This is a genomic window from Legionella sainthelensi, from assembly GCF_900637685.1.
GTDB classification, from domain to species: Bacteria; Pseudomonadota; Gammaproteobacteria; order Legionellales; family Legionellaceae; genus Legionella; species Legionella sainthelensi.
Genome location: NZ_LR134388.1, coordinates 3,815,617 through 3,836,100, shown reverse-complemented (window position 1 = coordinate 3,836,100; position 20,484 = coordinate 3,815,617). Strand labels below are relative to the sequence as shown.

Sequence of the window (20,484 nt, the reverse complement as noted above, 5' to 3'; positions counted from 1 at the left end):
TTCCCGATCTCCCTGGATTAGTGATTACTCTTTAGCGGGAGTCCAAGATAAAAACGAAGCACTGTACTAGCACGGTGAGGCCAAGAGAACGACGAGACTTTGGATCTCGGCAAAACCTTATTCATAACTTACGTTATGTCATTACTTAAATCGAGACGGTAGAGCGATATTATTATTTCTTTATACTTAATTTCTGTAAATTTAGCTTTAATTTTTTACTTTTAAATTTATTTATAGACAAAAAAATAATGATCACGATAGAATGCTTGTTTTGTCTTCAAAGTACATTGTAGGGCATTATGACCCCAATAACTCGACGTTTACAAGATATATTATCTGAGCTGCCTGTTCCTCAGGTAGAGAGAAATCTATTAAATGGGACTTTTAGCGAAAGCTTAAAAAAATTGGGTCCTGATTTTTATCGCAAAGTAATCCCTCTTCATTTGGTACTTAGCCTAGAGTACAGCTTGTTGGGTCAACAGCTTAGAGCAAAATTTCTATCCACACACTTGTTTCAGCAAAAGGAACTAGAAGAGCAGTTAATTACTGCTTTAATGATGGCTGAACTTTTGGAGCATATACATCAATACTATCTTAATGTCCCAAGAGAAGTAGTGCGCTTACGGCAGCATCAAAAATTATATCGTGAACTATTGGCAGAGCTCGGTAAACCCTTGCCTGGTGATCCTAAAAAATTAGGAACCACCCCCTCTTTTTCGCAAGATGTTCGCAATACAACAGTCTTTCTGAATTTATATCGATTGTTATTTATTCGTTCTAAACGTGCTTTTGATGTTATTGCTACACTCGGCACTGTTTCTGAATCCTATCGTAATTTTGTCAAAATCCTGGATAAATATACCGATCCCATTTTAGCGGATTTGGCATGGATTTTTTTCTTACCCCGCTTGTCAGTAAATCTCTTTCTACTGGTGAAACATACTTTGCCTGGCCCCTGGATGAGTAATGAAGAAAAGTCTTTAGGTTTAAGTGTACGTTTTAATGCGCAAATGCAGCGTAGGTGGTTTGAGTTAGGTAATGATAGTATTTGGATGACAGCAGGTCTTATTAATCGATTGGTTTTAACAGGCGCTTTAGCTCCATTTGCTATATATGTTTCTATTGCCTGTTTTGCAATGGATATTATTCTCTCTGTAACACGGGCTTATATTGAATTAAGCCGTTTGTATGAATTGCGAAAACAGTATGAAGCCATGCGAAAGCAGACAACCAGTGTAGAGGAAATAAAGAGTATTGAAGAGCATCTTGAAGCAATCAATAAGCAACTCAATTTTGAATGGTTACGGCTTGGTTCGCATATGATGACTACTACTGCTATTTTTCTATCAATGGTGGTAGCCGCACCAATATTGGCGTTTAATCCGCTTATTATTACCATCGGTGCGGTTTGTTTGGTTGCGGTTTGCTTTGTGAATTTTGCATTATTCCAGATTATCGATGAGTCTCGGCCGAAAGATACTCTAGTAATGCCCCAAGGAGGACTATCCAAATTAGGTTTTTTTGCGAAGAAGGTACAGAAAGAACCGATTCCCCAGCCTGCGAAGGAACACGATGTGGAATTAGAGTTGTTATCAAGTTGCTCTATCTAAATTATCATAAATTATTAGGATAGATTGCGATCAACTGACAATCTTTCTCGTAGGTATAGAGGCATGATTAATTGAATGTTATGCTTAATGCTTTATATCTATTTTCGAAGGTAAAGCATGTCAGCTCCAGTTGGATTACCGCAGTTTAGCCATATTGATGTCACTCATTTCCAGTCTCATCTTGATGCGATGCTAAAAAAGCATTTGCAACAAGTAGCGCTCTTACTCAAAGACAACCCTCATTATACCTGGGATAATTTAATGTATCCTTTAGATGATATGGATGATGAGCTAGAGCGCTTCTGGTCGCCTTTGTCTCATTTGCACGGAGTAATGGATTCTCCGGAGTTGCGCAAATGTTATGATGCTTGTTTGCCGTTGCTCTCTGCTTACGAAACAGCAATGGGACATAATCATGAATTATATGAGGCCATTAAATCAATCGATAAACATGCACTTAATCCTGTACAGCAAAAATTGATTGCAGACAATCTGCGTAATTTTGAATTATCCGGGGTTGCTCTTGATAAAGAGCGCAAAAAGCGTTTTGAGGTGATCCAAACACGCCTGGACGAAATAACTAATCAATTTGAGCATAACATCTTAGATGCAACTCAAGCATTTACTTTATACCTTAATGATGCTACACGCTTAGTCGGTTTACCGGAGCATGCATTAAGTACAGCTAAAGAATTAGCTGTCGAGAAGGGCCTTGAGGGATATGTACTTACCTTAGAATATCCTTGCTATTATGCGGTGATGACTCACGCTGAAGATCGTAGCTTACGAGAAGAAATGTACCATGCTTATATCACTAGAGCCTCAGATCAGGGGCCCAATGCGGGAATCTATGATAATACCCCGTTGATTCAAGAAATTTTAGCGTTACGCCATGAAGAAGCCCAGCTTTTAGGCTTTAACAATTTTGCTGAATTATCTTTAGCGACAAAAATGGCGGAATCAACCAACCAAGTTATGGATTTTATGCAAGACTTAGTTAAACGAGCCCATAAGCAAGGTGAAAATGAGTTTAAACAATTGGAGCAATTTGCTGCGGAGCAATTTAAGCTAGATCTTGTAAAACCCTGGGATGTCGGGTATTTGACTGAAAAAAGAAGACAAGCGTTATTTACATTGTCACAAGAAGATTTACGTCCTTATTTTCCTCAGTTGAAAGTGATGCATGGTTTGTTCGAACTTGTTAAAAAACTTTATGGAATGTCCATTGAGGAAATCAAGGGTGCGGATGTGTGGCATAAAGATGTACAATGCTATTGTATTGTTGATGAGCATAATAATGTACGCGGCTATATTTATACAGATTTGTTTTCTAGACCGAATAAGCGCAGTGGTGCATGGATGGACTCGCTGCAAAGCCGCAGAAGATTGGAAGACGGTACCGTACAGCTACCCATTGCCACTTTGACGTGCAACTTTGCAAAGGCGACAGCAAATAAGCCAGCAGTGCTTTCTCATGAAGAAGTGATTACGTTGTTCCATGAGTTTGGCCATTGCCTTCATCACATTTTAACGCAAGTAGATTATTTAGGTGCTTCAGGGATTAATGGTGTAGAGTGGGATGCGGTCGAATTACCCAGCCAATTTTTTGAAAACTGGTGTTGGGAGAAAAGTGGTTTAGCCGTTTTAACTGCTCATGTAGAAACAGGTGAGTCTCTTCCTGACTCTCTTTTCGAGCGTTTAATTGCTGCAAAGAATTTTCAATCAGCGATGGCTATGTTAAGACAAATGGAGTTTTCTCTTTTTGATTTTCGCATTCATAACGAATATGTTCCGAATCAGGCGTCCCTTGTTAATGATATTTTAGCAGACGTGCGCTCGAAGTCTTGTGTCGTGCCTTTGGTTCCTTACAATCGTTTTCCACAGAGCTTTAGCCATATTTTTGCAGGTGGATATGCTGCAGGTTATTATAGCTATAGCTGGGCAGAGGTTTTATCCAGTGATGCTTTTTCTCGTTTTGAGGAAGAAGGTGTATTAAATCCGCAAACAGGGCATGACTTTCTACATCATATTTTAGAAGTAGGGAGTTCCAAAAAAGCAGCAGAAGCTTATAAAGAATTTAGGGGACGTCCTGCGACCATAGATGCCTTATTACGTCATAATGGCATTCAAGGTTAAATAACTTTCCGGGTTAAGAAAAAATAACCCGGAAAGCGTTTTCAAAAGCGACGAAATTTGATAGCAGAAGGCTTATTTTTTAACATTTTATGGTATACTTAAATTGTAGGGGGCGACCTGGCTTCGACGTGGGTTGCAAAACCAGAGGTGCATGCCGAGAATGAGGACTCTCGTAAATCAGACTCAACTAAATATAAATGCAAACGATGAAAACTTTGCTGGTGGGGAAGCTATTGCTGCCTAATAAGCACTTTAGTTAAACCATCACTGTGTACTGGCCAATAAACCCAGTATCCCGTTCGACCGAGCCCGCTTATCGGTATCGAATCAACGGTCATAAGAGATAAGCTAGCGTCCTAATCCATCCCGTATTAAGGCGCGAAACTTAGGGAATCGCTGTGTAGTATCCTGCCCGTCGGAGAATGCACAGTTAAATCAAAAGACACGGCTACGCATGTAGAGCTGAAGGCAGAGGATTTGCGGACGCGGGTTCGATTCCCGCCGCCTCCACCAATTAATTGTTTTATACCATCCAATAAAGTCTAAAAATCATTTAAAATCAACATAGTTAACCTAATAACAAGGCCATTAAGGTCTTTTCTCGTCCGTTGACATCCATCATTTTTGGGGGCAACATTGGGGGCAATTCTAATAACCGTAAATGAGTTGCCCCCAAATGCCTATATCTCCTGTCTCACTTCGTAATATAAAAGCAACAGATAAAACTCAGCGCATTTTTGATGGCGGAGGTCTTTATCTTGAAGTCACCCCTAAAGGAAAAACATGGTGGAGATTAAAATATCGATTCAATGATAAAGAAAAGCGAATTTCATTAGGAGTTTTCCCTGATGTAACTCTTAAGATGGCAAGGGTAAGACGTGATGAGGCAAGGCAATTAATAGCAGATAAGGTCGATCCAAGCGAATATCGTAAGATTACGAAACATGCGAAGCTTGAACGCACAGCTAATAGTTTTGAAATGGTAGCTAGAGAATGGTTTGTTAAACATTCATCTAATTGGGTAAAAAGTCATGCTGATAAAATTATCCAACGATTTGAACGAGATATATTTCCATGGATTGGCAGCACACCTATTTCTGAGCTTAAACCATCAACGTTGTTATCTGTTATAAGACGGATTGAAGAACGTGGGGCATTAGAAACCGCTCATAGAGCACTGAGTAACTGTGGTCAAGTGTTACGTTATGCAGTTGCTACAAATCGTGTTGAGCGAGACTCATCACAAGATCTAAAGGGAGCATTACCCCCGGTTAAAGTAAAACATTTTGCTGCTCAAACTGATCCAAAACGCTTTGGAGAACTCCTTAAGTCATTTGATGGCTATGAAGGTTCGCTTATAGTACGTTGTGCTTTACGGTTAGCACCATTGGTGTTTGTTCGCCCAGGTGAATTGCGACATGCAAAATGGGCTGATGTTAACTTTGATGAAGCGCAATGGAGCTATATTGTCACTAAAACAGGCACAGCGCACATTGTTCCCCTTGCTAGTCAAGCAATAAATATTCTTCAAGAGCTTTATCCTCTTACTGGTAACAGCATTTTTGTTTTTCCTTCTGCTAGAAGTAATACTCGACCCATGAGTGATAACGCTATTTTGGCAGCTTTACGTCGTTTAGGTATCAACAAAGAAGAAGCTACAGGACACGGTTTTCGTGCGACAGCTCGGACATTACTAGATGAAATATTGGGTATACCACCACATCTTATTGAGCATCAACTTGCACATGCTGTGCGTGACCCGAATGGTCGAGCTTATAACCGGACAGCTCATTTACCAGAACGTAAAAAAATGATGCAGGATTGGGCAAATTATTTAGAAGATTTAAAGTGAGATTGAATTGCCAACATAATGTGAGGTAGATACTAATGTTTACTCAAAAACAAACGAAACTTTTCGAAGAATATTTAGATTCAACAACAGTTAATGATTTATTTACACCTGACTTGCCTATTATAGAATTTCCGTCATGGCTGCATCCCGAAATAATTGGCACATTAGAACATAAATTAAATAAGTTAGAGGAACAAAAGAATTCACCAGCTAGGTTGTATTTTGATTTTTATTCAATGTTGGTCTTTAATTTTAAAAGATTAATACCTTTGTTTACTAATTCCCGAATGCAGCCTATATGGGCGGATCTATGTAACCACTCCATTGAAATTACAATTGAATTCATCAGAAGTCTATTCTGTTATGAAAATCATTATGATGGCGGAATAAGGCTGCTTGAAAAGCAAAATGATGAAATTCAATCTTGCAAGAGAATGATCAAACAAACCGAAAAATTACATGATGCAATGGAGGAATATCAATGCCACTATTATGGACATATGATACAAGATAATCACAATGAGCTCATGGAATTATTGGTGAAATTTAAAGATAAAACGGTAAAAAGTTTAGGGGAGTTTAAAGAAAGCCCTTTAGATGGGACCAAATTATTTTCTGAGCATTGGCCAATGACTAGGAAATGCACTGGTGAAAATGCTTTGGCAATATTTTTTTCTAGAAAGATCTATTATTTTTTTCAAACAAAATTTAATAAGCCAATGTACAATTATATCGCTGAAATTGTGGGAGTCATTTTCAATTGTTCGTTCAGTGATAATCAAATCATTAAGCTTTGTAAGGTAATGAAACCTTTTATTTGTGACAATTCAACGTATTAATAAAATTACTGAATCATCATTATATGAACTCCAGATAAGGCCTATATTGGCCATAGAGAATTGGCTCTAATCTGGAGATTACAATGCATCAAATCCCCCCAACTGGTTATTTACGTATTAAACAAATTTTAGGTAATTCTAAAGCAAATCCACCGATTACTCCTTTAATCCCTGTAGGTAAATCCACTTGGTGGGTTGGTGTTAAAACAGGCCGTTTTCCTCAACCAATAAAACTGGGACCCCGCATAACGGTTTGGCGAGTAGAAGACATAAAGTTACTCATTGAAAAGGGATGTTTCTAATAGCTCAGGATGAGGATTGATTATGAAGTTAAATGATCATGAAGAGGTAATAACTCCAAAGCTTCCAAGAAAAATAGCATCGGACGTCAAAGTATTTATTGTATGTTTGGCTAACTACAGAGTAATACCTGGAAAACTTGCTGAGTGTCTCATACGTTGGTTGGGGTTGCGTCATGAATAATTATATCGAACAATTTCGCAGTTCTATGTACCAAACGGGAATAACACCCCCCGAAATATTTAAAACAGATGGCAAAATAGATCGTTTTCATATCCAAGGTGACAAAGCAGGCTCTAAATCAGGTTGGTATGTTATGTTTACAGATAATTTACCATGTGGGGTTTTTGGAAGCTGGAAATCGGGTATTACAATCAGATGGTGTATAAAAAAACGCTCTCAAATGAGTTATCACGAATACGAGGAGTTTAAGAAGCAAATAGCTAATGCACAACGTCAGCATAATGAAGAACGAGCAAAGTTGCAAAAAGCAGCAGCTCAATTAGCTGAAAAAATATGGGGTAAATGTGAAACAGTTAACCCGCATCATCCTTATTTAATTAGAAAACAGATACCACCATTCTATGCCCGTCAATCAGGCACAAGTTTAGTATTGCCGATTATAAATTTTTCCGGTGAATTTTCCAGCTTGCAGTTTATAAGTGAGAGTGGCTCAAAGAGATTCTTAGCAAATGGAAAAATCAGTGGAAACTATATACCTATCCAAAAACGACCTACATCAGATACTCAAATTATGATAGCTGAAAGCTTTAGTACAGCAGGCTCTATAGCTAGAGCATATCCTAATGCCTGCGTTATCGCTGCTTGCCATGCAAGCAATTTAAAACCTGTTGCTATCAATTTTAGAGAACACTTACCAAAATCAAAAATGATCATCTGCGGTGATGATGATAGAGAGCTGCCTATTAATATAGGTCTGATAAAGGCGAGGGAAGCTGCTGTTGCTGCTAAGGCATTATTTACGAAACCTGAATGGCCAGTTGGTGCTCCAAGCTCATTAACCGATTTTAACGACTTAGCTTGTTGGCTTTCTACTATGGGGCAGCAAGATGAGTGATATCAATTTAATTGGTGCTATAGAAGAGCCAACTGATCTAGCCGAGCCGTTGCCTGAACGTAATGCTGCACCAAAGTTTCCTCTTGATGCATTAGGCCCTCTTTTAGGCGAAGCAGCTAGACGTTTAGCTTATCATGTCCAAGTACCAGAGGGTATGGCGGGGCAATCAGTTTTAGCTGTGGCAGCATTGGTTGCACAAGCTCATATCAATGTTCAAAGAGGAACCATAGGTTTAGGTCCTGTATCATTATTTTTTTTAAGTGTTGCAGAGTCTGGTGATCGCAAAAGTAGTGTAGATCGTTTGGCATTAGCTCCTGTTCGAGCTTATGAAGCAAGACGGATTCAAGCTATGGAGGGACAGTTAAAGCGTTATAAAACGGAAATGCAAGCGTGGGAAATGCGTCATGAGTCCATCATAAAGTCTTCTATTAAACGAGGTGTCGAAATGACTAGGGAAGAGCAAGAGACACTTTCAAATAAATTACACGCATTAGAAGCTCAAAAGCCAAAAAGTCCGCCACGACCAAACATAACATTTAGTGAACCTACATCGGAAGGGATTTGGAAGCACTATATTCATGGCGATCCTAGTGCGGGTCTTTTTAGTGATGAAGGTATTTCATTTTTTTCCGGACACGGCATGAATGATGAATCCAAGGGACGTAGCATTCATATGCTATCTAAGCTTTGGGATGGTGATCCTCTTTCTCGTACTCGTGGTGCAGAAGGTGAATCAGGTACTTTAGCAAATCGTCGGTTATCTTCTCATTTAATGATTCAACCAATTGTTGCAACTAAAGTATTGGCCGATCCTTTACTTCAAGGCCAAGGGTTTCTTGCGCGTTTTTTAATATGTCATGAGCCAAGTATTGCTGGGACTCGTTTCTTGCAAGGTCGGGATATTACACAAGGTGCGCAAAATGATTATTTAGTTGGAAAATATTGGGAAAGAATTACACAATTATTGAATCATCCAGTTCAAGTTAATGAAAAAACAGGTGAATTGGTACTAAATGTATCTGTATTAAAAGATGATGCCTTAGAATTATGGTGTGCGCTCCATGATGGAATAGAGGATCAAATTAGAATTGATGGAAAGTACTCAGATGTAAAGGCATTTGCCTCAAAAGCCGCTGAAAATGCTGCTCGTCTTGCCGCAATACTGGCTTTTGTTGAAGGAGATGAACATCCAAATGTAGAGCATATAAAGCGCGCAGGAAAATTAATATCTTATTATTTAGAATCTATGGCTATTAGGACTATGGATGCGCAACAAGATTCTGATTCTTTACTTGCTAGAGACTTATTAAGTTGGATTATAGAACATGGTAATAAATTGTCCTCACCTGATTTCAAAAAGTTACCCAACTCACTAAGGCGATCCTCTATCGCCCGTAAAATTTTAGCATTTCTTGTTGCTAATGGACATTTACGTGTATCTGCAATTAATAGTCGAACTCAAATGCCTAGTGTTTGGGAGGTTACCTAATGACGGATCTAATAGCTTATGGCCTATCTTTAAGAGAAAAGTTAAAAACATCGCAAGAGACCTCTCCGCAAGTCATCCGCGTTGATTCCGCAGATTTAATTCCTTGTTTATTAAAGGGAACCGCAACATCCGCAGAATCCGCAATAAAGGTAAAAATAAATCAAAATAATGATTATTGTAATGAACTTAAAATTGATCACTTTGCGGATATTGCGGATTCTGCGGAAGATCCCTCTGGGCAGGGGCCGTTTATTGCGGATGACTTGCGGAAAAAATGCGGGTTAAAAGTTATGAGTAAAAAATGACGGATGATTATCAGGAAAAGTGTGTATTTATACCAATTAAATTATGCGATTGCGGTTATAGACCCCCATTCTGTTCCTGTGGGCTTTACAAGTTTCAAGGCAAATTAAGGGAGAAAAGCTAATGGAAAAAGATAAGATAGAAGAAAAAAAGAAAATAGCTAGTACAGAGTTATATTTGCATAGTCGTGGTCATGCCACAATAGCACTTAACAAATTACATGGTGGTGGATTTGACGACGTTGCCGCATTTGATCGGCTTTCCAGAAGTGTAGATCGGGTTTGTAATAATGATATGAATGAAATTGAAGCTATGCTTATAACGCAAGCCAAGAGTCTTGAATATATGTTTTATGATGCTCTGGCTAAATTACCTGATTCCAATATGGAACATGCCGAAGTAATAGCTAATATTGCCCTAAGAGCACAGGCTGGATGTAGAAAAACATTATTGGCATTGGTGGAAATCAAACATCCACGCAGGACAACTACTTTCATAAAACAACAAAATAACGCGATTAATCAACAAGTAAATAATAGTGTAAAATCTGACTCTAGCTCAATTGAAAATAATAAAAAAATTGCAAACGAACTGAATGCGAGGGAGCCCTATGAAACAAAGAATATGGACAATCGAACAACGAGCACAACAAGCTCAACGAATACGCCAGCAGAAGCCATGGAAGTACTCGACCGGTCCAAAAACTCCAAAAGGAAAAATTATTTCCAGTGAAAATAGCTTTAAACATGGTGCGAGGTGCAAGGATATTAGAGATAAAGCCCACCAATTGGCTAAGTGGAAAAGAGAGTTAAAGCAGCTAATTCGCTATATTTAAAAATAATAGGGTTATTTATTGCCTATAATTTGATTAAAATAATTTCGGATAATACTTAATGGAAATAAAACAATGGAATGAAATATGTTCTAAATATAAAGACGCTTCTCTCATCTTGGGGAATGGTGCAAGCATAGCTTTTGATGCAATTTTTGATTATCAGTCCTTATATGAAGTGGCCAATCAAACGAATTTGATAGAAGGAAAATTGTTAAATTTATTTGAAAAATTTAATACCGAGAATTTTGAGCTTGTTCTTTATCGATTATGGCAAGCAAAGGAGGTATTAAATGTGCTTGATATATCTACGGAATTTCTAGATGATAATTATTCCTTATGTAGAGAGGCTCTAATAAGTACAGTGCATAAGGCACATATTAAGTATGACAATGAAAATGACGTGTTCATCAAAAAATTAAATCAAGCATATAAATTTTTAATGAATTTTAAAACAGTATTTTCATTAAACTATGATCTTATTCTGTATTGGATTATTGCAAAGGGAAACACAGATTCAGATAAAAAAGGGAATATTTTTAAAGATTGTTTCTGGAAGCCTCTTAATGATTTTAAAGTATTTGATTTCGATGTGAGCTTTTTTAGGAAACCGGATCAAGAGCAAGATAAAGCAGTATTAATTTTTTATCCACATGGAAATTTAACATTAGCTAGATTAAAGCAAGAACAATTTCATGAAATTGATTTAAAAATATGCTCACGAGATCAGGTACATTTAGAAGCTATTTTGATACTTGGAAAAAAGGGAGATTTGAGCCTGTATTTATATCTGAAGGTGATTTTAATGAAAAGAGGAAGAGAATTTTAGAAAGTGAATATTTAAGAACAATTTATAAGTATGGGTTTGAAGAAATTGAGCAAAAATTAGTGATATATGGTTGGAGCCTTTCCAAGCAAGATACTCATCTTTTACAAAGACTGCAGAATATCCAAGATGATAGAAAGAAAACAGGTATGAACATTATAAAAAGTATAGCAGTATCCATTTATCCAAACGGTAAAGAGAACGAATTTATAGAGCATGTAAATAAAAAACTCACACCGTTAACAAACGATATCGATTTTTATTATTCAAATCAGGATTGTTGGTGTTATTAATTTTGTATTATTTTGGATCTTCTTGTTTTAAAGAACTAAGGGGTGGAAAGAGCTCCCCAACTTCTGTGTTTAATGCTGAGGCAATACGAATTAGATTGAGTGTTGCAATGTTCCTTTCTCCGCGCTCAATTCCACCCAAATAGGTTCGATCAACCCCAACTTCATCAGCAAAAGCCTCTTGAGAGAAACCTTTCGATTTACGAAGTTCACGAATTTTTTCGCCTAATTTAATTAATGCTGGATGTTTTTTGCGCATTCATATAGAATATGCGCCTGATGATTATATGACCACGGACTATAAGCATCATTTAATAAAAGATTTCATCAAATAAAAATAATAATAACAAGGATTTGTTTTGCGGATAGAGTAATTCCTTTGTGTTTTTATTTGGAGAAAATTATGATTAAAAATTTAATAAATAAAGTACTAAATAAATTTCATTATGTATTAGAGCATGAAAGTTTTGAGCTAATGTATGCTAATGGCGACCAATACGTCAGTGCCTGTAAATTAAATGGCATTCGAATGTCTTATATGCTTCTTGCAAATCATTTATTTGGCGCTGCAGTTGCTCTTTTAAGTGAAGAGGACGATATAAGTGATAATAAATATATCCACTATTATAATTTAGGTGCTATAGAGCCTCCTGCCACAGCTGCTCTGTTAATGTCTTACATTACAAGCCATCCTGATGAAGGAAAAGATTCTTTGTTTATGCTTATGCTTAGATGTGTAAGAGCAGCTGAAATTCCATTTTCAGGCATGGAAGGTTGAATGTGATTTTGACATTTAGTTAGTTCATATAGTGAGGCAGCTCCATTATCGAACGAAAATTGATATACTGGTTCAATCAATCAATCGGTAGCTTAATGCCAATTTAATGGAAATACTAAATGAGCGTAATATTCGCTTCATTAGTTTATGAAAATCAGACCCAACAAGTTATTCTGCAAGGATATAATTTATTAGATAATCCTAGCTTTAATTTATTCATGAATAACGATGTTGCTAGTCGATTAAATGATGAAAGCGAATCTAATGAATTTAAATCTCTTTTACGTGGGTTACCTCTAACTGGATTTGGAAATAAACACTTAGAGGATATTTTATCTGCAAGCATCCAAGAAGAGCGGGATTGGGCCATTGCAGAGGCATTAGCAGAAACATGGCTTACACATACGCATCAGGTTATTTGGCCCTGGAATATGGAGCGAGATAAACGAAATGCGAGAGCAAGTTTACCAGGTGCAGATTTAGTAGGTTTTATTCAAAGTGGTTCAGATACCTTGCTTGCCTTAGGGGAGGTGAAGTTATCCGGCGAAAAAAAATATCCGCCAAGTGTAATGTCTAGTATGCATCAACAGATTGATAATCTATTAAAAAACCCAGAATCGGTCGCTCAATTATTAAAGTGGCTTTTTTCTCGCTGTAAAGCAAATGAATTTGAGCCTTTATATAAAGCGAGCTTAGCTTATTATTTTAATTCAGGAAAAAGTGCAATAACTCTTTTCGGTGTATTGGTTCGAGAAACTGAAGCTAATGAACTTGATCTTCAATCGCATGGTGAGAAACTAAGCAAAATTTTATCATCTCCTTCATTGTGCAATTTAATCGCACTTTATTTTCCAGGTAAAATTTCTGAGTTTCATACCAGGCTAAAAAGAAGCGAGAATGAATCATGAGCGATTGGTTATTTGATATTTTAGGTGATGCGCATACTCAAGCACTAAAAGAAGCTTCTCGCCATTTGGTTTACAAAGAATTATCAAGCGCTGTTGTAGAAATAGATTTTGATCTGATTCGCCGTGTAGCAGAAGTCTTAGAGCTCGCTGTACGTGATATAATTCTGAATCGCTATAAAGATGATGAAGAGCAAAATAAAGAATTAAAAAAACATGCTGCAAATGCATTTCAATTATATCGAGTACTACCCCCAGCGACTAATCCCTTATCTAATGCAATGCAGTTATTACAAACAAGCTCTTTAGCCGTAATAGGTGATATGGGAGCGGCAGCCTCTCGAATGTTGCGGGAAATTGATTGGCCTAAGTTACCTATGGATTCGTCTAGCTGGCGTGATCGTACATGGGCTGTAATTATAGATGTATGGTTGCGCCTTATTAGAAAACAAGGATGGGCTGATCGAGATGCTGTACTTCAAAATATTGCTGCTTTAAGAGAGGCACAAGAAGAATTTGAGCAGAAATACCTAAATAGCCTCAATCCGGCTACTGCAAAAATAGAGGCATTAGAACTTATAGGTTTGTACCATTTAGCCAAAACCGCTGAAATATTTGCCCTCTATCTCACTGATGGAGCAGTAGATGGAAACTATCAAGTTCAACAATTATTAGATACTCATTTTGACCGAGTTTTTGAAGTATGCAAAATAGCTCCGATGATATACCTTGAACCTTTAAGCTATTTGCTCTCAGCTTGTGCTGCACAAATGGTGGAAAATTCCATTTGGACGGTTACTCGTGCAGTTAATTCACGAGTAACGCAGTTTGTGAGAAATATGGTAGCTCGAGGGAGAGGTCAAGGAGCCATTTTCGAAATGCTCCCTCCTCAAAGACGTACCTTAGCGGACAAGGGTTTATTAGGCTCTAGCAGACGAGCAGTAGTTGTAAGTTTACCTACCTCTAGCGGGAAAACTTTAATCGCTCAATTTCGTATATTACAAGCCCTAAACCAATTTGACTATGAGCAAGGATGGATTGCTTATCTAGTTCCGACTAGAACATTAGTAAACCAGATTACTCGTCAGTTACGTCGAGATTTTTTGCCGCTGGATATTATTGTAGAACAAATTAGTCCAGCATTAGAAATTGATAATATTGAAATGGATTTATTGCAAGAGCATGATCGCAAACAAGCTTTTCGAGTGCTTGTAACAACTCCTGAAAAATTAGATTTAATGTTAAGACAAGGTTGGGAAGAAAAAATTGGACGACCTCTAACGTTAGTTGTTGTGGATGAAGCACATAATATTCAAAGTTCACATCGTGGCTTAAAGTTAGAGTTACTTTTATCAACAATAAATAAAGAGTGTCAGAGAGCACAGTTTCTTTTGCTTACTCCTTTTATCAAAAATGCTAAAGAAATTGCTCGTTGGCTTGGAGGCCCAAACTCCGATGATATTAGTTTATCGTTAGACTGGCAGCCAAATGATAGGGTGATTGGTATTGTCCAACCAGTAAAGGATAAATTAATAAAAAATAAAAGCTATGACTATAAATTAAATTTTGAGTCAATTCATACTTCACGCAATACTTTGGTTATTGATGACCTATTAACATTGCCGAAATCTGATGAGCTTGCTAAAACGTATAGTAAAGTATGCTCTCATAAAATTATGGCAGCAGTTACAGCTCAGTTTTTACATAAACGAGGGCCTGTAATAGTGATGCATGCACGACCTGATTGGGTTTGGTTATTAGCCGACACTCTTAAAATTGAATCTAACCGTACAAAAATTATTTCTAAAAATATTCTACTCGTACAAGAATTTTTGCAGCTAGAATTCGGCAATGAGTTTCCTTTAATTGAACTCTTAACTTATAAAATTGGAATACACCACGCAGGTCTTTCTGATGATGTGCGTGCACTCATGGAATGGTTATTCGAAGAAAATGAATTAAACTTTCTTGTAGCAACAACTACCATTGCCCAAGGAGTAAATTTCCCCGTGACAGGGATTGTAATGGCATCTCATCAATATCCCAGCGATAAGGGAATGACAGATATGCCTCCCGAGGATTTTTGGAATATTGCTGGTAGGGCAGGTCGAATTGGCCAAGAAAGTCTTGGTGTAATTGCTCTTGTTGCAGACTCTAATGCAAAAGCAAAAAATTTAAAGAAATTTATTAATAATCAAACAGGTGATCTAAATTCTGCATTATTAAATTTAGCGATAGAGTCTAAAGATTTTTTAGAGGATCTGGAAGGAATTGTATATCGGACTCCTGAATGGTCAAGTTTTCTGCAATATTTGACACATACTTATCGCCAAATGGGAAAACCAGATACCTTTGTAGATCAAGTCGAGCAAGTATTACGAGGAACTTTTGGTTTTGAGAAGTTACGAATGGAGAATCCCTCTATTGCTAAAAAATTACTAAGTGGAATTCAACGTTATGCAGAGTATTTAAAACGGCCAAATCAACCCCTTAAGTTAGTTGATAGCACTGGGTTTTCTCTGCAAAGTATTAATACGGTACTTAAAAATAAAGGCAACATAGACGCTTCATCTTGGGATCCAACAAGTTTATTTCAAAATAAAAATGCAACTTTACAGGATATGATGGGAATACTTCTGCGTGTACCAGAATTAAGGGAAAATTTTCAAGTAGCTATTGGTGGTGAACATCCTGATGGGGAAAAATTATCTTTAATTATTAAAGATTGGGTTAATGGAGTCTCGATTTTTGACATAACTAATCGTTATTTCCGTAAAGATAATGAAGATCTTACAATAGCAATGACAAAATGTGGTCAAAGTCTATTTGGTAGGCTTACACAAACAGCCTCGTGGGGGCTAGGAGCATTACTATCAATAACTGTAGGCGATTTACCAGAAGAACAATATAAATTACTAAATAATTTACCATCCCGTGTTTATTATGGTGTTAATGATGATTCTGCAATTGCTTTAAGGCTCTTAGGTATTCCAAGAACTGCAGCTATCCCTCTTGCTTCGTCTTTATCTTCAATAATGAGCCAGCCACTTCCAAAGATAAGAGGTTATTTACGTAATTTATCGGAAAAAGACTGGAAGGATGCTTTAGGTGAATCAGGTAAAACATATAGGGATATATGGAGAGTATTAGAAGGATTATCTTAGAACCATTTTACCCTAAGATTCCAATCTTGGGGGCAACTTTGGGGGCAACAAAAAATTTTGTAAATTTAAAATTATTAAATAACAATAGGTTAATGTGGAAATTCAATAGCCGCCGCCTCCACCAACTTATTGATTTATAACGATTTTTTATAGATATATTCCTGCTTATTTTTGTTTTTTTGAAATAAATACTCAAACATAAGTATCTGTTTATATTAATAATATTTTTTAAATTTAATATTGTAATCAATTATTCTCTCTTGATAGTACCTCTTAAAAGTACCCAATTTGTGGCCAATAAGGAGTTTTTCTTAGGACTTGCTAACGAGTATCAAAATAACTAGCAATATTGTACCTAGCATGATTGTTATCCTTGAACTACATGTATATATAACTATAGTAAAAAATTCTGTTTATACTTTAGAGTGAGTTAAAGAATTATTAATTTGCGGTATTCACTCCATTAACTAAAATACAATATTTAAATTTCGCGATGCCTATTGGGTTATTGTTTTGGATTATGATCACAATTCTGATTTTTCACGTTGAACTAGGGTATTGTCAGAGGTACTATATTAATTTTGTTAGCTACATTATGTGGTAGGTATTTGATTCTATACCTCATTGGTGATTAAGGAGCTAACTTCTTTGGAACATGAGTCAAATAATGACATCAAAACCAAGACTACCGAAAGAACCGATACATACACTATCTGAACCTTTATCACGATTTATTCATATTGAAACCAGTTCAGCTCTTATACTTTTGTTATTCGCTATTATTTCGTTAATATTAGCCAACTCTCCTTGGTCAAAATCTTTTTTATCCATTTGGGAAGTTCCCTTGGGAATTTATGCAGGCAATTTGGAATTCTCCCGTCCAATACATGCTTGGATTAATGAAGGGTTAATGACCTTATTTTTCTTTTTTGTCTCTTTAGAATTAAAAAGAGAATTGGTGTTTGGGGAGTTAAGAAATCCTAAAATGTCTGCGCTTCCTGTTATTGCAGCTTTTGGTGGGATGCTTGTACCGGCGCTATTGTACCTCTTACTCCAAGCCGGAGAACCAGGGCAGAATGGCTGGGGTACTGTGATGGCTACTGATACCGCTTTTGTTATCGGTTGCTTGGCAATTTTTGGTAACTTCATTCCTCACAGCTTGCGTATATTCATGTTGTCGTTGGCTATTATTGATGATATTGGAGCAATCTTAGTGGTTGCAATTGGATATAGTCCGGGTATTAATTGGATAGCACTTATTATATCAGTACTAGGGGTTATGTTGGTGTATGTTATGCAATGGTTGGGAGTTCGCAGTATCGCTTTCTTTTTTTCATTGGAATACTTCTGTGGCTTGCAATAGATCAATCCGGTATCCATCCTACTATTACAGGAGTCATTCTTGGCTTAATGACCCCTACAAAGACCTGGATAAATGATAAGCAACTACATAAAATTTTAGAAAATGTGGTTTCATATCCTCCGGGAGAGCACTGGAGCGGTGATACGGAAGATCGTAGAGCATTGCTCATGGGTGGAATCGCGGCGCGTGAAGCAATTTCTCCAGTTGAGCGTTTGGAAATTCTTTTACACCCTTGGATAGGTTATTTAATCCTACCATTATTTGCCTTAGCGAATGCAGGAATACCATTATTTTCCTTAGATTTAACTCATGAAGTAACTATTTCTATATTTTTAGGATTTATTCTGGGCAAGCCCATAGGTGTTTTTTGTTTTAGTTTTATTGCTGAATTTTTAAGGTTGGCGAAACGGCCTAAAGACCTTACCTGGGGATTATTAGGGTGTGCCAGCATCTTGACAGGAATTGGGTTTACAATGGCAATTTTTATTGCGAATTTATCCTTTAATCAAAACCTTATTATCGCAGCACGTTTAGGTATACTACTGGCAAGTATTTTTTGTGGTTTGATTGGCCTTTTTGCATTTATAATTTACAAATATTTTTCTAAATCTATTTTACATAATTATTCTGAATAAATTTTTAATTATCTAATTTCTCGGTTACTTATGTCGCGTCTCCACATAGATTCTTTATCAAATGAATGTGTGAAAATAGATTGATTTCCGGTTCCCTATTCCCTAATTTGGGAAACGTTCTGTACAAGTAATTATGCAGATTTTATATGCTCAACTTTGTCAATTTTTTTCGACTCTAGTGTTTATTAATCGTTGGTCTATTTAAAAATAAGCTAATATAAAACAAAAGGAGAATAAATTAATTTTCTGGAGCTAAAAATGAATCATTACAGATTACGAGTAATAGACAAGGAAACCATAAAAATAATTAAGGATATTGGGGGATATGAAAATCTTCTTGAAAATGGCCAGGATACTTGGGCTAATACTGAAGAAGAAGCTAGATTGAAATTAGCAGAACAAACTGTTTTCTCTAATTTTGGTAGAATACGGGGGGAATTGCATCCGAATAAAGAATGTTATTTGGGATTAAATGATATTTGGACAGACCCCAACAAAGTCGATATAAAGCTTATTTAAATCTTGATTAGGATAGCCCAGATTTTTCTAACGTAGTATGTGGTTTCCTTTTAATGGGAACAAACAAAAAATATAACCAATACATAGATATGGAGCAGTATAGGTGACCTATAGAGAAATAACCATGTGGCTTGATTAAGTATAATATCCTTCAAAGATACCCAATATCTGCCCCAAAAAATCAGCTATAAAATAAATATTAATAATATCAATGAGTTAAATAAAATTGTCGCAGGTTCGATTCCCGACGCTTCCACCATATCGGGTTTATAATAATTTCTTGTAGACTCCTGGCCAGTTAATTTCTATTATTATGTATTAAATAAGCAGACCGCATTAAATATCTATAACAAATCAGTATAAGCATTATAATTAAAATTGATTTTTGAAACCGTCCTCCCTTCATGAAAGTGCCAAACTAACTTTCGTATTTTCTGTAAGAGCTCTTCCATAGTAGAAAATGACTTAGAACCCTAGACTCTCTGCTTTAACCATTGCCAAGATCGTTCAATTGGATTGTATTCAGGTGAGTATGCAGGAAGAAAAAGAAGTTGCACCCAGTCATTCTTTTGAACAAACCTCTGAACCTTCTTACTTTTGTGTATTGGTCCATTATCGAGAACGATCATTAACTTTTTATTGGGATTTGCTTGATGAAGTTGATGCAAGAACAGGATCAATCGCTGGCTATTTCCTGTATCCGCCTGCTTCCAATAAAATCGGCTTGTTCGGATGTTTAATGCGCCAAAAATAGCCTTGCTCAGTCTGGCTTTCACAGTATTGACTACTTTTTTTACCACTTTTAAACCAACCTCGACTGACATATGGTTGGTTTGAAAAATGAGACTCATCCGCGAAAAGTATTTCAATATCCGTTCCACTATCTTTCCTAATCTCCTCAACAATCTCACTTATTCGTGCTTTTTTCTCAGTCGAGGATGGAGCATTTGCAGGTAACGTTTTTGAAAATCGTTTATACACAAAGCCTAATCGATTAAGTGATGTTACCAACGTGTTATCACAAGCAGACACGCCTTGTTTTTCAAACCAATCTCGCAACAAATTAATCTGCCATCCTGCTTCCTGATAACCATATTCCTGAGGTGATTTTCCGAGTAACTCCTCAAGTTGAGATTCAATAATAGGTGCCTTTCTAGCCGGTCGACCCGGTTGACTACGACTCTTAAGTCCTGTAATACCCTGCGTTATATAGCGCTTGAGCCATAATCTGACGGTATGTTCATTGCGACCAGAAATTTTAGCCGTTTCCGATACTGATTTTCCTTCTCCACATAATAATACGTAGTAGGCACGTTCCCCTATATTGGATTTTTGACTTCGTCTTAACCGAATTAAATCTGCTCTTGCTTCTTCGTTGAGGTATATCCTTATCATTTTTCAAAACTTGTCTATAAAAAATCGTCAGAGTACACTAACTGCATTGTTTTTTATAGATATTTAATGCGGTCTGCTTATATAGCCTACTTGATTAGTACTCCAGTAAAACACTGAAACAGGTTGTAGCTATTTCATTTTAATGTATTGCTCAATAACAATGCACATCG

At 36.7% G+C, this 20,484-nt stretch carries 17 protein-coding genes, 1 other RNA gene and 2 pseudogenes; 17 read left to right on the top strand and 3 right to left on the bottom strand.

Features of this window, described 5'->3' with window-relative positions:
• Nucleotides 1-299 precede the first annotated feature (299 nt).
• The 12 genes and pseudogenes from EL220_RS16715 to EL220_RS16665 all read left to right on the top strand — a co-directional run bounded on the left by EL220_RS16715 (nucleotide 300) and on the right by EL220_RS16665 (nucleotide 11,558).
• Complete coding sequence (locus tag EL220_RS16715) at nucleotides 300-1,610, top strand: hypothetical protein (protein WP_027270572.1); 1,311 nt, start codon at nucleotides 300-302, stop codon at nucleotides 1,608-1,610.
• 117 nt (nucleotides 1,611-1,727) lie between these two features.
• Nucleotides 1,728-3,746: a M3 family metallopeptidase gene (locus tag EL220_RS16710; protein ID WP_027270573.1), complete on the top strand. Its 2,019-nt coding sequence runs from the start codon at nucleotides 1,728-1,730 to the stop codon at nucleotides 3,744-3,746.
• A gap of 108 nt (nucleotides 3,747-3,854) precedes the next feature.
• Nucleotides 3,855-4,259: a transfer-messenger RNA gene (ssrA, locus tag EL220_RS16705) on the top strand.
• 163 nt (nucleotides 4,260-4,422) lie between these two features.
• Nucleotides 4,423-5,598 (top strand): tyrosine-type recombinase/integrase, encoded by a 1,176-nt coding sequence (locus EL220_RS16700; protein ID WP_128130955.1) that lies wholly within the window; start codon nucleotides 4,423-4,425, stop codon nucleotides 5,596-5,598.
• Between the two features lie 35 nt (nucleotides 5,599-5,633).
• Nucleotides 5,634-6,437 (top strand): hypothetical protein, encoded by an 804-nt coding sequence (locus EL220_RS16695; protein ID WP_027270575.1) that lies wholly within the window; start codon nucleotides 5,634-5,636, stop codon nucleotides 6,435-6,437.
• Nucleotides 6,438-6,520: 83 nt separating this feature from the next.
• Nucleotides 6,521-6,739, top strand: coding sequence for a helix-turn-helix transcriptional regulator (locus EL220_RS16690; protein WP_027270576.1), 219 nt, complete (start codon nucleotides 6,521-6,523; stop codon nucleotides 6,737-6,739).
• A gap of 22 nt (nucleotides 6,740-6,761) precedes the next feature.
• Complete coding sequence (locus EL220_RS18295; RefSeq protein WP_155833966.1) at nucleotides 6,762-6,920, top strand: hypothetical protein; 159 nt, start codon at nucleotides 6,762-6,764, stop codon at nucleotides 6,918-6,920.
• The gene (locus tag EL220_RS16685; protein ID WP_027270577.1) at nucleotides 6,913-7,815 is read left to right on the top strand and encodes a toprim domain-containing protein; all 903 of its coding nucleotides are present in this window, start codon (nucleotides 6,913-6,915) and stop codon (nucleotides 7,813-7,815) included. Before EL220_RS18295 ends, EL220_RS16685 begins: the two co-directional genes overlap by 8 nt.
• Entirely contained in the window at nucleotides 7,808-9,304 is a 1,497-nt protein-coding gene (locus tag EL220_RS16680) for a YfjI family protein (protein WP_051544719.1), read from the top strand. Before EL220_RS16685 ends, EL220_RS16680 begins: the two co-directional genes overlap by 8 nt.
• Entirely contained in the window at nucleotides 9,304-9,609 is a 306-nt protein-coding gene (locus tag EL220_RS16675; protein WP_128130954.1) for a hypothetical protein, read from the top strand. Before EL220_RS16680 ends, EL220_RS16675 begins: the two co-directional genes overlap by 1 nt.
• A 121-nt stretch (nucleotides 9,610-9,730) precedes the next feature.
• The gene (locus EL220_RS16670) at nucleotides 9,731-10,339 is read left to right on the top strand and encodes a hypothetical protein (protein WP_035905891.1); all 609 of its coding nucleotides are present in this window, start codon (nucleotides 9,731-9,733) and stop codon (nucleotides 10,337-10,339) included.
• Between the two features lie 161 nt (nucleotides 10,340-10,500).
• Nucleotides 10,501-11,558 (top strand): annotated as a pseudogene (locus tag EL220_RS16665) (DUF4917 family protein).
• 7 nt (nucleotides 11,559-11,565) lie between these two features.
• Here EL220_RS16665 and EL220_RS16655 read toward each other — a convergent pair.
• Nucleotides 11,566-11,814: a helix-turn-helix domain-containing protein gene (locus tag EL220_RS16655; protein WP_027270580.1), complete on the bottom strand. Its 249-nt coding sequence runs from the start codon at nucleotides 11,812-11,814 to the stop codon at nucleotides 11,566-11,568.
• A 144-nt stretch (nucleotides 11,815-11,958) separates the two neighbouring features.
• On the opposite strand from EL220_RS16655, the gene EL220_RS16650 reads away from it, so the two are divergent.
• From EL220_RS16650 to EL220_RS16630, 5 genes and pseudogenes are all read left to right on the top strand, one after another.
• On the top strand, nucleotides 11,959-12,333 hold the full coding sequence (locus tag EL220_RS16650) for a hypothetical protein (RefSeq protein ID WP_027270581.1): 375 nt from the start codon (nucleotides 11,959-11,961) through the stop codon (nucleotides 12,331-12,333).
• Nucleotides 12,334-12,452: 119 nt separating this feature from the next.
• Nucleotides 12,453-13,241, top strand: coding sequence for a hypothetical protein (locus tag EL220_RS16645; protein WP_027270582.1), 789 nt, complete (start codon nucleotides 12,453-12,455; stop codon nucleotides 13,239-13,241).
• Complete coding sequence (locus EL220_RS16640; RefSeq protein ID WP_027270583.1) at nucleotides 13,238-16,402, top strand: DEAD/DEAH box helicase; 3,165 nt, start codon at nucleotides 13,238-13,240, stop codon at nucleotides 16,400-16,402. The genes EL220_RS16645 and EL220_RS16640 overlap by 4 nt, the downstream gene beginning before the upstream one ends.
• 655 nt (nucleotides 16,403-17,057) lie before the next feature.
• Nucleotides 17,058-18,400 (top strand): annotated as a pseudogene (gene nhaA, locus EL220_RS19835) (Na+/H+ antiporter NhaA).
• Nucleotides 18,401-18,658: 258 nt separating this feature from the next.
• Nucleotides 18,659-18,919, top strand: a complete 261-nt coding sequence (locus EL220_RS16630) for a hypothetical protein (protein ID WP_027270585.1) — start codon at nucleotides 18,659-18,661, stop codon at nucleotides 18,917-18,919.
• A gap of 473 nt (nucleotides 18,920-19,392) precedes the next feature.
• On the opposite strand, the gene EL220_RS19830 is transcribed toward EL220_RS16630, so the two are convergent.
• Both EL220_RS19830 and EL220_RS16620 read right to left on the bottom strand, forming a co-directional pair.
• A complete protein-coding gene (locus EL220_RS19830; RefSeq protein ID WP_164838760.1) occupies nucleotides 19,393-19,695 on the bottom strand; it encodes a transposase in 303 nt (100 codons plus the stop codon).
• Nucleotides 19,607-20,314, bottom strand: a complete 708-nt coding sequence (locus EL220_RS16620) for an IS630 family transposase (protein WP_128130951.1) — start codon at nucleotides 20,312-20,314, stop codon at nucleotides 19,607-19,609. The genes EL220_RS19830 and EL220_RS16620 overlap by 89 nt, the downstream gene beginning before the upstream one ends.
• Nucleotides 20,315-20,484: the final 170 nt, after the last annotated feature.